The 12,714-nt window shown below is 72.6% G+C and carries 11 protein-coding genes and 1 pseudogene; 9 read left to right on the top strand and 3 right to left on the bottom strand.

Annotated features, from left to right (window positions below; genetic code table 11):
• Positions 1-31 precede the first annotated feature (31 nt).
• Positions 32-277, top strand: coding sequence for a DUF397 domain-containing protein (locus tag ACQP10_RS22760; protein WP_179828352.1), 246 nt, complete (start codon positions 32-34; stop codon positions 275-277).
• Positions 278-385: 108 nt separating this feature from the next.
• The gene (locus ACQP10_RS22755) at positions 386-1,291 is read left to right on the top strand and encodes a helix-turn-helix domain-containing protein (protein ID WP_346022373.1); all 906 of its coding nucleotides are present in this window, start codon (positions 386-388) and stop codon (positions 1,289-1,291) included.
• 49 nt (positions 1,292-1,340) lie between these two features.
• Here ACQP10_RS22755 and ACQP10_RS22750 read toward each other — a convergent pair whose 3' ends face one another.
• Positions 1,341-2,591 (bottom strand): serine hydrolase domain-containing protein, encoded by a 1,251-nt coding sequence (locus ACQP10_RS22750; protein WP_389999021.1) that lies wholly within the window; start codon positions 2,589-2,591, stop codon positions 1,341-1,343.
• A 203-nt stretch (positions 2,592-2,794) separates the two neighbouring features.
• Between ACQP10_RS22750 and ACQP10_RS22745 the strand changes: the two genes are divergently transcribed.
• From ACQP10_RS22745 to ACQP10_RS22730, 4 genes are all read left to right on the top strand, one after another.
• On the top strand, positions 2,795-3,760 hold the full coding sequence (locus tag ACQP10_RS22745; RefSeq protein ID WP_433539677.1) for a LysR family transcriptional regulator: 966 nt from the start codon (positions 2,795-2,797) through the stop codon (positions 3,758-3,760).
• A 132-nt stretch (positions 3,761-3,892) separates the two neighbouring features.
• Positions 3,893-5,302, top strand: a complete 1,410-nt coding sequence (locus ACQP10_RS22740) for a CaiB/BaiF CoA transferase family protein (protein ID WP_433539676.1) — start codon at positions 3,893-3,895, stop codon at positions 5,300-5,302.
• Positions 5,303-5,320: 18 nt separating this feature from the next.
• Positions 5,321-6,505, top strand: coding sequence for an acyl-CoA dehydrogenase family protein (locus ACQP10_RS22735; protein ID WP_179828357.1), 1,185 nt, complete (start codon positions 5,321-5,323; stop codon positions 6,503-6,505).
• A 32-nt stretch (positions 6,506-6,537) separates the two neighbouring features.
• The gene (locus ACQP10_RS22730) at positions 6,538-6,717 is read left to right on the top strand and encodes a hypothetical protein (RefSeq protein WP_399501402.1); all 180 of its coding nucleotides are present in this window, start codon (positions 6,538-6,540) and stop codon (positions 6,715-6,717) included.
• Here ACQP10_RS22730 and ACQP10_RS22725 read toward each other — a convergent pair.
• On the bottom strand, positions 6,714-7,328 hold the full coding sequence (locus ACQP10_RS22725) for a TetR/AcrR family transcriptional regulator (protein ID WP_346022368.1): 615 nt from the start codon (positions 7,326-7,328) through the stop codon (positions 6,714-6,716). The genes ACQP10_RS22730 and ACQP10_RS22725 overlap by 4 nt on opposite strands.
• A 99-nt stretch (positions 7,329-7,427) precedes the next feature.
• Here ACQP10_RS22725 and ACQP10_RS22720 point away from each other — a divergent pair, with 99 nt between their 5' ends.
• A complete protein-coding gene (locus tag ACQP10_RS22720) occupies positions 7,428-8,387 on the top strand; it encodes an oxidoreductase (protein WP_399501404.1) in 960 nt (319 codons plus the stop codon).
• Between the two features lie 116 nt (positions 8,388-8,503).
• Positions 8,504-9,166: pseudogene (locus tag ACQP10_RS22715) on the top strand (CoA transferase); the annotation flags it as partial.
• 356 nt (positions 9,167-9,522) lie between these two features.
• On the opposite strand, the gene hypF reads toward ACQP10_RS22715, so the two are convergent.
• A complete protein-coding gene (gene hypF, locus ACQP10_RS22710; protein WP_433539675.1) occupies positions 9,523-11,976 on the bottom strand; it encodes a carbamoyltransferase HypF in 2,454 nt (817 codons plus the stop codon).
• Positions 11,977-12,170: 194 nt separating this feature from the next.
• On the opposite strand from hypF, the gene ACQP10_RS22705 reads away from it, so the two are divergent.
• The gene (locus tag ACQP10_RS22705) at positions 12,171-12,647 is read left to right on the top strand and encodes a PPOX class F420-dependent oxidoreductase (protein ID WP_389999009.1); all 477 of its coding nucleotides are present in this window, start codon (positions 12,171-12,173) and stop codon (positions 12,645-12,647) included.
• The last annotated feature ends 67 nt before the right edge of the window (positions 12,648-12,714 follow it).

The raw sequence follows: 12,714 nt of genomic DNA, 5'->3' as shown, positions 1-12,714 counted from the left end.
TTCTTCCCTGCGGTTCCCGTGAGAGGCGAGGATGAACGAGCAGCTCAACGGCGTCTCGGCGGCTCTGCTGGCTGGAGCGGTGTGGCGCAAGAGCCGGTTCAGCAACCCCAGCGGCAACTGCGTCGAACTGGCTCCCCTGCCCGGCGGCGCGGTCGCCGTACGCAACTCCCGCGACCCCGACGGGCCGGCCCTGGTCTACACCCGGAACGACCTCGACGCCTTCGTCAGGGGAGTGAAGGGCGGGGATTTCGACGACCTTATTGTCACGATTGGTTGAAGAATAAAATTCGCTGTGGCCGGGAACGAGTGATCGGAGTACGGTGAAGGCTCGCGACGGCCACAAAGAGTGGGCGGGGGGTCGCGTTCCGCGCACGAAGGACTGCTGATGACCATACCTCGCGCCGACGGCGAACCGGCCGTTCCGATTCCCATCGCCGCGCCGAGGGGCAGCTCGACGGTTCTCCGGATCATGCTCGGCGCCCAGCTGCGCAGGCTCCGGGAGGGCCGCGGCATCACCCTGGAGGAGGCCGGCCACGCCATCCGCGCCTCCCACTCGAAGATCAGCCGGATGGAGCTCGGCCGGGTGAGCTTCCGGGTCCGCGACGTCGCCGACCTGCTCACCATGTACGGCGTGACCGACGACGACGAGCGCCGGCCCCTGCTCTCCCTCGTCGAGCGGGCCAACCAGACCGGCTGGTGGCACAACTACAACGACGTCCTGCCGAACTGGTTCGAGACCTACGTCGGCCTGGAGGAGTCGGCCTCCGGCATCCGCAACTACGAGGTCCAGTTCGTGCCCGGCCTGCTGCAGAGCGAGGACTACGCGCGGGCCGTGATCCTGCTCGGCTTCCCCGCCGCGGGCGAGGAGGAGCTGGAGCGCCGGGTACGGCTGCGCATGGCGCGCCAGCGGGTGCTGCGCGGCTCCGACCCGCCCCACCTGTGGGCGGTGCTGGACGAGGCGGTGCTGCGCCGCCCGCTCGGCGGGGCCGAGGTGATGCGCGGCCAGATCGACCACATCCTGGCAGCCCTGGAGCTGCCGAACGTGACGGTGCAGATCGTGCCGTTCAGCGTCGGCGGCCACGCCGCGGCCGGCGGTCCCTTCAGCATCCTGCGCTTCGCCCAGCCCGACCTGCCGGACATCGTCTACCTGGAGCAGCTCACCAGCGCGGTCTACCTGGAGAAGCGCGACGAGGTGGAGCGCTACATCGAGGTGATGGAGCGGCTCTGCATCGAGGCCGAGCCGGCCTCGCGCACCCCCGAGATCCTCAGGCGGATCCGCGACGAGCTCTGACGGCCCGCCGCCCGCCCGCGCGGACGGGCGGCGGAGCCGCACCGGAGCATCAGAGGTACTTCGCGAACAGGTCCGTCGTGGGCCAGCTCGTCACCTTGACGGCGTTCATCTGCGGGCTGAGCACGTCGAAGTCGAGCGTGCCCGTCTCCTCCCGCCGGTTGAACAGGGCCGCGTAGGTGAAGCCGTTCTGCAGCCGGGCCAGGTAGGTGTAGGTGCCCGGCATGCTGCCCGCGTGCCAGGTGTTGAGGTGGCCGGTGACCTGGCGGACGTACCAGCCGGCGCCGTACCACCAGCCGTCGCCGCTGACGCCGATCTCCGGCTTGGCGAACATCCGGGAGATCGACGTGGAGTTCAGCACCGTTCCGGCGGCGTCGAAGACGCGGGCGAACCGCACGAGGTCCACCGCCGAGGCCACCCAGCCGCCGTTGGCGTCATGGTTGGGCACGTTGAACCCGCCGTACTGGTACGGCACCACGGTGCCGGAGTCGTCCAGCACCGTCTTGCGGGTGTACTGCGAGGCGTAGGACACCTCGCCCGGCAGCGCCTCCGACCGCAGGCTGCGGCCGATCCGCATCCGGGTGACGCCCACCGGGGCGAGCAGCGTCTGGCGGACGTAGGACTCGTAGTCCATGCCGGAGACCTTCTCGACGATCCGGCCGAGCAGCAGGTAGCCGTAGTTGCTGTAGGCCATCTTCGAGCCCGGGTCGAAGTCCAGCGGCCGTCCGGTGGCGTAGCGGACGATGTCGTCCTGGCTGATCGGCAGCGGCACGTCCAGCGCGGCGGAGATCGCGTGGTCCTGCCAGAGCTGGTCGCCCGAGGCGTCCCGGTCCCAGCCGCCGAGGTGCTGCAGCAGGCGCAGCACGGTCACCTGGGCGAGCCTGGGGTCGGCGGTGGCCGACAGGCCCAGCAGCGTGGTGACCGGGGCCGACAGGCTCAGCCTGCCGTCCTGGACCAGTCGCATGATCGCGGTGGCCGTGATGTGCTTGCTCAGGCTCGCGATGCGGAACAGCGAGGTCGGGGTCGTCTGCGGGACATAGCGTGAGCCGTCCGAGTAGGTGTATCCGCGGGCCAGTACGAGCTTGCCGTACTTGGTGATCGCGAGTTGCGCGCTGGAGATGCCCCGTTCCTTGACGAAGGTCTTCATCACGTTGTCGAACCCGGCCAGCGAGGAGGGGGCGGTGCCGGAGACCGTGACTTCCGGCAGGAGGGGAGCCGCCAGGGCGGGCCGGGTGCCCAGCGCGAGGGCGGGCAGCGCCCCCGCGCCCACCCTGAGCAGGTTCCGGCGGCTGAGCGTCGTCACTTTCTGGCCTCCAACATCGGTCTACTTCAGGAAGATCAGCATCTTACGGACATTTCCTGGGAGTGATCTCTGGTTCGCCCGGGTACGGCGGGCGCCGGAGGGGTGCGTGCCGTGTCCGCCCGCGCGCGGCGGCCGGGCGGCCACGTGCGGTCGCGCGCCCGGCGGACGGGGCCGGCCGTACGGCCGCGCGTAGCATCGCTGGTGTGGAGCTGTTCCACCTGCGCTACTTCGTCGCCGTCGCCGAGCAGCTCAGCTTCTCGGGGGCGGCGCGGCGGCTGCACATGGCCGCCTCGCCGCTGAGCCGCCGGGTGCGCGACCTGGAACACGAGCTCGGCGCCGCGCTGTTCGAGCGCGACTCCCACCACGTCCGCCTCACCGAGGCGGGCGCGACGCTGCTGCCCATCGCCCGGGACATCCTGGCCCGCGCCGACGACATCCCGTGGCGGCTGAGCCGGGTGTCCGCCGGCGGGCGCGACGTCGTCCTCGTCGGCGTCCCACCGGGACTGCACGAGAGCCTCCGGGAGGGGCTGCGCACCCTGGAACGCCGGCTCGCCGGGTGGTACGACCTCAGGCGCTGGCCGGGCGGCAGCGAGGACCTGGCGCGGGCGGTGGCCCGGGGTGAGCTGGCGGCGGCGTTCGTCCGGCTGCCGGTGCGCGGCCCGGAGGCGGCGGCGCTCGAGGTGCTGGAGGTGCTGGCCGAGCCGCTGGGGGCGGTGCTCCCGGCCGCGGAGTTCGGCTCGCGCACCTCGGTCTCGCTCGCCGAGCTGAGGGACCACGCCTACGTCGTGGCCGCCCCCGGACTGGCGCCCGCCTATTTCGACCGGCTGGACCGAGAGCTGTCCGAGGCGGGAGTAAAACAGCGAGTCCGCCTGAAAACCGGGGACTACACCGGCACCGGGGAAATCGTGGCGCAGGGCTCGGCGTTCTCCGTCTCCATACTGGGAGAGCGGACCGCCATGCGCAGGTACCGCCATGAGGACACGGTGCTCCTGCCCTTCTCGGATTTCGATCCGTCCCTGGTCACGGGGCTCGTCTGGCGTGCCGACCGGTACGTCGCCGACCCGGCGCTGCGTCGTCTCGTCGCGCGGGCGAAAGAGATGACCGGACTCGGCGAGCCCCTTCGGAGCCGTCGTGTGATCCGTTTCCCGAAAGCGCCTCCCGCGGCGTGACCGCGGCGGTCACGCCGCCTTTTCCGTATCGGTCGAGCCAATAGTTCGCCTGGCTAAGTATCGGCGGGTAATTTGAATAGGAGAGAAATACGCAGAACACTTCACGGGTGCGTGCGCCCGTCGGGAGCCGCAATGCCTGAGCCGAAGAACCACACCGGCGCCGCCACGCCGCGGCGGGCGCCCGAGCCGGAGAACCCCGCCGTCACCGCCGCGCCGCCTCGGGAACCGTCCGGGCCGCCGGCGGGGGAGCCGTCCGGGCCGCTGGCGGGGGTGCGGGTCATCGACCTGTCCACCGTCGTCATGGGCCCCTACGCCGCCCAGATCCTCGGCGACCTCGGGGCGGACGTCATCAGGATCGAGCCGCCGCGGGACACCGCCCGCAACGGCACCGTCCACCGCACCCCGGGCATGACGTCGCTGTACCTCAACGTCAACCGCAACAAGCGCAGCGTCCGCCTCGACCTCAAGGACGACGCCGACCGCGGGCGGGCCATGGACCTGCTCGCCACGGCCGACGTCCTGATCACGAACATGCGCATCGGCGCGCTGCGCCGGCTGGGCATGGACCACGAGAGCCTGCGCGGGCGCTTCCCCCGGCTGGTCTACGCCCACGCCCAGGGGTTCCGCCCCGACTCCGCCCGCGCCGGGCTGGCCGCCTACGACGAGACCATCCAGGCCGCCTCCGGCCTGATCGACGTCGCCGAGCGCGCCGCCGACATCGCGCGGCCGGTGGTGCTGCCGACCATCATCGCCGACAAGGTCAGCGCGCTGACCATCGTCTACGCCACGCTGGCGGCGCTGGTCCACCAGCGCGCCACCGGGCAGGGCCAGCTCGTGCAGGTCCCGATGGCCGACACCATGATCGCCTTCAACCTCGTCGAGCACCTGCAGGGGCACACCTTCGAGCCGCCCCTCGCGCCGACCGGGTACGCCCCCGCCCTGAACCGGGGCCACCGGGCCCGGCCGACCAGGGACGGCCTGGCGATGATCATCCCCTACAGCCCGCAGAACCACCGCGACCTCTTCGCCGCCGCCGGCCGGCCCGACCTCGCCGACGACCCCCGGGTCAACGGCGAGAAGATCGACGTCGTCCGGGACGGCGTCGCCCTGTCGGAGATGGTGGAGTCGGTCACCCCGGCGCTGACCACCGCCGAGTGGGCCGAGGTCTGCGCCAAGCACAGCATCCCGTTCGGCCCGGTGCTGCGGCTGGAGGAGGCGTCCGGCGACCCCTACGTCCGCGAGGGCCACCTGATGGACGTCGCCGAGCACCCCACCGAGGGCCCCTACCGGGTGATCGGGGTGCCGGTGGCCTTCTCCGCCACCCCGGCCTCCGTCCGGCGCCACGCGCCGCGTCCCGGCCAGGACACCGAGGAGGTGCTGGCCGAGCTGGACCGCCGCGCAGCCGCGCGGGCCCGCCCCGAGGGGACCGGTCCCACGGATGCCCGCCGTACCGGAACCCGCCGTACGGAGATCCGCCCGGCGGAGGCCTGCCCCGCGGAACCGGGGGCATCGGAAGTGTCCGAGCACCGACCCCCGAACTGAAAGAACAAGGTGATCTCCATGGCGAAGCACGCCAACCCCGATCCGGACTTCTTCGGTTTCGCCGAGCTGCTCACCGATGCCGAGCGGGCGCGGCTCGCCGAGATCCGCGACTACCTCGAACGCGAGGTCCGGCCCCTCGCCCGGGCGGCGTGGGAGTCGTCGGAGTTCCCCTTCGAGGTCATCGGCAAGTTCGCCGAACTCGACCTCGCCGGGCACGCCTACCCCGAGTTCGGCGGCCACGCCCCGCAGCGGGCGCTGTTCAACGGTTTCGTCTCGCTGGAGATGAACCGCGTCGACCCCTCCCTCGCCGTCGCCCACGGCGTGCACACCGGCCTCGCCATGGGCAGCATCGACGGCGGCGGCAGCGACGAGCAGCGCCACCGCTGGCTGCCCGACATGGTCAAGTGGAACAAGATCGGCGCGTTCGCGCTCACCGAGCCCGAGGGCGGCTCCGACGTCGCCGGCGGCATGCGGACCACCGCCCGCCGCGAGGGCGACCGCTGGATCCTCGACGGCGCCAAGCGGTGGATCGGCAACGGCACCTTCGCCGACCTGATCGTCGTGTGGGCCCGCGACGTGGCCGACGACCAGGTCAAGGGCTTCGTCGTGGAGAAGGGCGCCCCCGGCCTCACCACCTCCAAGATCGAGGGGAAGATCGCCCTGCGCGCGGTGCAGAACGCCGACATCACCCTCACCGGCGTCGAGGTGCCCGAGGCCGACCGGCTCCAGCGCGTCAACGGCTTCCGCGACGTCGCCGAGGTGCTGCGCAGGACCCGCGGCAACGTCGCCTGGCAGGCGCTGGGCGTGTCGGTCCGCGCCTACGAGCTGGCCCGCGCCTACGCCGTCGAGCGGGTGCAGTTCGGCCGCCCCATCGCGGGCTTCCAGATGATCCAGGACCTGCTGGTCCGGATGCTCGCCGACATCACCGCGTCGTTCGGCATGATGGTCCGGCTGGCCCAGCTCGCGGACGAGGACCGGGCCGGCGCCGCGCAGGCCGCGCTGGCCAAGGCGTTCACCACGACGCGGATGCGCGAGGTGGTCTCCCGGGCCCGCGAGCTGTTCGGCGGGAACGGCATCGTGCTGGACCACGAGATCGCCAAGCTCTTCGCCGACGCCGAGGCGATCTACTCCTTCGAGGGCAGCCGGGAGATGAACACCCTCATCGTCGGCAAGGCGATCACCGGCCACAGCGCCTTCGTCTGATCCACGGCGCCGTCCCCCCACCCGCGCCGAGTGTGGCCGAGGCCGAGGGCAAGCACGTGGGGCGTCCCGTCGCGCACCCCGCTGAGAAGATCGACCACGCCCGGCTGCTCAAGGCCGAAGGCGCCTCGCCGGCGCGGATCGCCGTCAAGACCGGTATCCCCCATGCCTCGCTCCATCGCCACCTGTCCGTTGAGAGGCGGCTCCTGACCTAGCGGCCGCGATCTGTTCGCAGGGCGCCGCCGCGCGCGGCGGTCAGCGCGACGTGCACCGCCTGGTCGGCGGTCGTCTCGTCGACCGGATCGGCGGTGATGAGCAGGCGCAGGTAGATCGGCGCGGCCAAGGTCTTCAACAGCTCGGCGGGATCGGTGTCTCCGGGAAGTTCGCCGCGCCGGATGGCGCGTGTGACCACGGGTTCGGCCCTGGCGAGACGGTCGGCGAAAACATGGCGCCGTGCTGCGGCGATCTCCGGGAGATGGGCTGCTCCGGTGAACATCGCGGCGAGGATGGCCTGCCCGGTCGGGCTGGTGAACATCTGGACGATCGAGCGTGCCAGCGCTCGCAGATCGGTCTCGATCGCCCCGGTGTCGGGAACGGGGATGTCCATCGCCATGTGCTCGGCCAGGGCATCGGTGAGCAGGCTCTCGCGATCCTTCCAGCGCCGGTAGACCGTCGTCTTGTGGACCCCGGCGCGTTGCGCGACGTTCTCGACGCTCAACGCGGCATAGCCCTTGTCCACGAGTTCGGCAAGCGTGGCGGCGTGGACGGCGGCGCGTACTTTGGCGCCGCGGCCGATCGGCCGGGCAGAGGGTTGATCAGACTGCATTGCAACTCCAAGTTGCGATATCCGCAGGGCGGGTGACAAGATGAATGTATCGCAACTCGGAGTTGCGATACATTCGTCGGCGTCCCCTTGAGGTGGCACATGATGCGTAACTCTCGTCCCTGGACCTTCCATGCCATCCCCGACCAGACGGGACGGGTCGCGGTAGTGACCGGAGCCAACAGCGGCATCGGCTACGTCACCGCCCGTGAGCTGGCCCGCCATGGCGCGCATGTCGTGCTGGCCTGCCGTGACCCCGGGCGCGGCCAGGCCGCCCTCGCCCGCATGCAGGATGAGCTGCCCGGGGCCCACCTGGAACTGCGGCGCCTGGACCTGGGCAGTCTGGCCTCCATTCGGGAGTTCGCCACCGGTTGGGACCGCGGTCGGCTTGATCTGCTGGTCAACAACGCCGGGGTGGCGATGGTGCCGTACGCCCGGACAGCCGACGGGTTCGAATCGCAGTTCGGCATCAACCACTTGGGCACCTTCGCCCTGACCGGCCTGCTCCTGCCGCACCTGCTCGCCGCGCCCGATCCACGGGTGGTCACCGTCAGCAGCGAAGGTCAGCGCTTCGCCCGCTTCGACCTGGAGAACCTCAACGCCGAACGCCGCTACCGCACGGCGTTCGCCTACGTGCAGTCCAAGCGGGCCAACCTCTACTTCGCGATGGAACTGCAGCGCCGGGCCGACGCCGCCGGGCACAAGCTCCGCAGCATGGCCGTCGCACCTGGACTCACCCGCACGAACGTGCTCACCGGCGGCGCCAACAGCAGCAGGGGACGGTTGTATGCGACCCTCACACGCCTGATGGTGCGCGTGGCCTTCCGCCCCACCCCGGAAGGGGCGAAGACCTCCCTGCACGCGGCGACCGTGCCGGACCTGCCCGGCGGCGGCTACATCGTTCCCGACGGTGTACTGCAACTGCGTGGCGAGCCCACTCGTCGGACTCGCGAGCGCGCCATCCGCGACACCGCCACAGCCGCTCGCCTCTGGCAGCTGTCCGAACGACTTACCGGCGTCACCTACGCCCTATCCGCCGTCAGAGCGACACCCCTGCCATAGCGTTCATCCACTACCTCTTCTGCCGTTTTCTTCGGGGCGCGCAAGTCCCGGCGGCGAGCTGGTGAAGATGGAGCAAGCTGGGCGGGTGACGCACAGAAACGACGCAGCGACCGTCCATGCCTGGACTGCTCTCGAAGGGCCGGCAGAGCTGGCCGAGGAGGTGTCGTACGAAGGAGCGGGTGAGGTCCTGCCGGCCCGTCTGCCCGTGCGGGAGCCGGCCCGGGCAAGCGTGGGGGTGTGCTCGCTGGCGGCCGCGGAACTGCTGGCGCGGCGCAACGCGGTGCCGGTGCCCGCGGTACGGGTCCGGGAGGCGGCGGTGTCCACGGCGTTCGTCAGTGAACGGCACCTGCGCATCGACGGCCAGGCTCCGGTGTCCTTCGCGCCGCTTTCCGGCTTCTGGCGCGCGGCCGACGGCCTGGCCGTGGCCGTGGCCCCTCCTGGCGGGACGGTGCATCCGCCGCACCTTCGCCGACCTCCTCAGCTCGGCCGATGTCGTGGTCCTCGGCTACCGGCCCGGCGCGCTGGAGGATCTGGGCCTCGATACGCTCCTTGCACGGCGTCCCGGACTGATCATCGCCCGGTTGTGCGCCTGGGGCTGGTCGGGGCCGTGGGCGGCGCGGCGCGGTTTCGACAGCCTGGTCCAGGCGGCGAGCGGTATCGCCGTGATCGAAGCCGGGGCCGACGGCCGCCCCGGTGTGCTGCCGGCGCAGGCACTGGACCACGGAACGGGGTATCTGCTGGCCGCCGCGGTCCTGCGGGCGTTGAGCGACCGGCAGCTCACCGGCGCTGGACGGTGGCTGAGGTTCTCCCTCGCGGGTACCGCCTCCTGGTTACTGCACGATCTGCGCTCCGCGCCGGTCGAAGGCGACGGCTACGACTCAAGGCCCTGGCTGGCGAAGGTCGCCTCGCCGTACGGGCCGCTCCGCCACGCCCTGCCCCCGGTCCACTACGAAGGTGCGCCCCGGACATGGAGCGCCCCGCCGACCCTGTGGGGTACGGATCCTCCCATGTGGACGAGCCGTACCGGAGAGCAGGAAGAGGGAGGCGGAAAGCCGGCCGGCTCGGTGGTGACCAGCGGATCCAGCATCTCCAGGCGGTCGTCGACCGCCTTGCCCTCCAGAGCAACGGGCTGTCGTCAGCCGGAAGGCGAAGCCGAGGCGGGCGGTCGGCCGAGCCGGTCGCGGGCGGCGGCCACCGCCGCCTGGCCGAGGCTGATCCCGCCGTCGCCGGGCGGTACCCGCCGGTGCGTCAGGACGGTGAAGCCGCGCTCCTCCAGCAGGGCGACCGTCCGCTCCAGCAGCAGGACGTTCTGGAAGACGCCCCCCGACAGCGCCACCGTGCCCAGGCCCCGCGCCTCCCGCAGGCGCTCGCAGCCCGCCGCGACCGCCGCGGCCAGCCCGTTGTGGAACCGGGCGGCCACCGTCCCCGGCGCCGCGCCCGCCCGCAGGTCCTCGGCCGCGGCCCGGACCAGTTCGGCCCCCGGCACAGTGAACGGCGCCCCGCCGGTCAGGCGGCAGCCGTACCCGTCCCTCTCGTCCTCGTCGGCGAGCCGTTCCAGCCCCGCCGCGGCCTGCCCCTCGTAGGTGATCACGTCGCGGACGCCGGCGAGCGCCGCGACCGCGTCGAACAGCCGGCCCACGCTGGAGGTGAGCGGGGCGTTCACGCCGCGCCGGGCCAGCGCGACCACCGCCTCCCAGTGCCCGGCGTTGCGCCGCACCACCGCCAGGTCACCGGGGACGTCCCCGGCGTAGGCGGCATCGAGGTGGGCGGCGGCCATCCGCCACGGCTGCCTGACCGCCGCCGCGCCCCCCGGCATCGGCACGGTGGCAAGGTGCCCGGCCCGCTCGAACCCGGCCAGATCGGCGACGAGGAACTCCCCGCCCCACAGCGTCCCGTCGGCGCCGTAGCCGAGGCCGTCGAAGGCCACCCCGATGACGGGCCCCGCCACCCCGTTGTCGGCCAGGCAGGACGCGACGTGCGCGTGGTGGTGCTGCACTCCCGTCCGGTCGACGCCCTCCAGGGCGAGCGCGTACTTGGTGGACAGGTACTCCGGGTGCAGGTCGTGGGCGACGAGGCGCGGCGTGACGCCGAGCAGCCGCCGCAGGTGCGCGACCCCCTCGGTGAAAGACCGGAACGTCTCGTGGTTCTCCAGGTCGCCGACGTGCGGGGAGACGAACGCCCGCCCGCCCCTGGCCAGGCAGAAGGTGTGCTTCAGCTCCGCGCCGCAGGCCAGCACGGGCCGGGGAGCCGGACGGGGGAGCGGCAGCGGGCGCGGCGCGTACCCCCGGGAACGCCGGATCGGCAGCGGCCCGCCGCGGAAGACGCGGACCACCGAGTCGTCGGCGCGCGCCCGGATCGGCCGGTCATGGGCCAGAAAGGCGTCCGCTACCCCGCCCAGCCGCGCCACGGCCTCGCCGTCGTCGCGGGCGATCGGCTCGTCACCGAGGTTGCCGCTGGTCAGCACGATCGGCTCGCCGACCCGCCGCAGCAGCAGGTGGTGCAGGGGGGTGTAGGGCAGCATCACGCCCAGCCACCGGTCTCCCGGCGCCACCCGCGGCGCGAGCCGCGCGCCGGGCCGCCGCCGCAGCAGCACGATCGGGCGCGCGGCGCCGGTGAGCAGCCGCTCGGCCGCCTCGTCCACCTCGCACAGCCGCCGCGCCGCCTCCGGGTCCGCCGCCATGACGGCGAACGGCTTGTCCTCGCGGCGCTTGCGGGCCCGCAGCGCCGCCACCGCCGGCCCGCACGCGGCCACCGCGGCCAGGTGGTAGCCGCCCAGGCCCTTGACCGCGACCACCGCCCCGGCCCGGAGCAGCGCGGCGGCCGCGTCCAGGACGGCCCCGTCCGAGGCGGCCCCGTCCGGGGCGGCCCCGTCCGAGGCGGCCCCGTCCGAGGCGGCCCCGTCCGAGGCGGCTCCCTTCGGGACGGCTCCCTTCGGGACGGCTCCGCCGGGGGCGGTGGAGGACGGCGGGGGAGGGGCGGGTTCGCGGCCGGCCGGGCCGAGCAGCCGCAGCCGGGGCCCGCACGCCGGGCAGCACACCGGCTGGGCGTGGAAGCGCCGGTCGGCCGGGTCGCGGTACTCCCGCTCGCAGTCGCCGCACATGGCGAACCCCGCCATCGTGGTGTTCGGCCTGTCGTACGGCAGGTCCGTGACGATGGTGAACCGGGGCCCGCAGTTCGTGCAGTTGACGAACGGGTAGCCGTACCGCCGGTCGGCCGGGTCGTCCAGCTCGCGCAGGCAGTCGGCGCAGGTCGCCGCGTCCGGGGTGACGAGCGCCCGGCGCCGCCCGCCCGGGGGGCTGGGCACGACGGCGAACCCGGACCGGCCGGTGACAGGGACGGGGACGGCCGCTACGCGCTCCACCGCCGCCAGCGGCGGCGCGCCGTCCCGCAGCGCCGAGGTGAACTCCCCTACCAGCGCCGATGCCCCCTCGACCTCGATGAACACCCCGCGCTCGTCGTTGCCGACCAGCCCGTCCAGGCCGAGCCGGGTGGCCAGGCCGTACACGAAGGGCCGGAAACCCACCCCCTGTACGGTGCCCTCCACCCGGATCGCCGCCCGGACCCGCTCGCCCGCCCGCCCGCCGTCCATCGCCCTCCAGCACCCCGCGGCGCGTCCGCCGCCTCCGGCGCCCGCCGTACCCGTCATCCCGCGGAGCACGGCCCCGCCGCGTGATCGATTCCCGTGCCCGGGGCGGCGGCCCCGCCGGACCGGAAGTCTTTCCCCGATCTTGCCCGTCCCCGGTTCGGTCCTTGTCTTACTTCGTAAAGGGCAGTGGACGAAAAATGAGCCGGAAAGAGGGAACAGACCGGGGAAAGATGATGTTCGAGGGCGAGAAGAAGGCGATCGAGACAGGAGTCGGCATGGGGAAGTTGAACGAGGACGCCAAGGAGTTGCTCCGGCGGCCGATCCACGGGTGGGCCACCACGGTCCGGTCCGACGGCTCGCTGCACAACACCGTCGTCTGGGTCGACGTCGACGGTGACGACGTGGTCTTCAACACGGCCCTGGGCCGGGTCAAGGACCGCAACCTGCGCGCCGACCCCCGGGTGTCGGTGAGCGTGCTGGACCCCGAGAACGCCTTCCACCTGGTCAGCGTGTCCGGCACCGCGAAGCTGGAGGAGGAGGGCGCCGACGAGGTCATCGACCGCCTGGCGAAGAAGTACCTCGGCGTGGACACCTACCCCTACCGGCAGCCGGGCGAGGAGCGCGTCACGGTGCGGGTGACGCCCGAGCAGGTGGTCTACAGCCCCGGCCGCTGACCGGCGGGGTGCCGGCCGGCGCGCCTTCCCGCCTCGGGGCCCGGTGCGCCCGTAGCCGTCGCCGGGG

Origin of the sequence: Streptosporangium sandarakinum, assembly GCF_050942225.1 — a bacterium.
Classification (GTDB): domain Bacteria; phylum Actinomycetota; class Actinomycetes; order Streptosporangiales; family Streptosporangiaceae; genus Streptosporangium; species Streptosporangium nondiastaticum.
This window is presented reverse-complemented; position numbering and strand designations above follow the sequence as displayed.

Bases quoted from the DNA above. Each gene is read 5' to 3' on its own strand.
- ACQP10_RS22720 (WP_399501404.1), top strand. From the start codon at position 7,428: ATGATGCGTAACTCTCGTCCCTGGACCTTCCATGCCATCCCCGACCAG.
- ACQP10_RS22760 (WP_179828352.1), top strand. From the start codon at position 32: ATGAACGAGCAGCTCAACGGCGTCTCGGCGGCTCTGCTGGCTGGAGCG.
- ACQP10_RS22740 (WP_433539676.1), top strand. From the start codon at position 3,893: ATGCCTGAGCCGAAGAACCACACCGGCGCCGCCACGCCGCGGCGGGCG.
- ACQP10_RS22735 (WP_179828357.1), top strand. From the start codon at position 5,321: ATGGCGAAGCACGCCAACCCCGATCCGGACTTCTTCGGTTTCGCCGAG.
- ACQP10_RS22755 (WP_346022373.1), top strand. From the start codon at position 386: ATGACCATACCTCGCGCCGACGGCGAACCGGCCGTTCCGATTCCCATC.
- ACQP10_RS22725 (WP_346022368.1), bottom strand. From the start codon at position 7,328: ATGCAGTCTGATCAACCCTCTGCCCGGCCGATCGGCCGCGGCGCCAAA.
- hypF (WP_433539675.1), bottom strand. From the start codon at position 11,976: ATGGACGGCGGGCGGGCGGGCGAGCGGGTCCGGGCGGCGATCCGGGTG.
- ACQP10_RS22705 (WP_389999009.1), top strand. From the start codon at position 12,171: ATGAGCCGGAAAGAGGGAACAGACCGGGGAAAGATGATGTTCGAGGGC.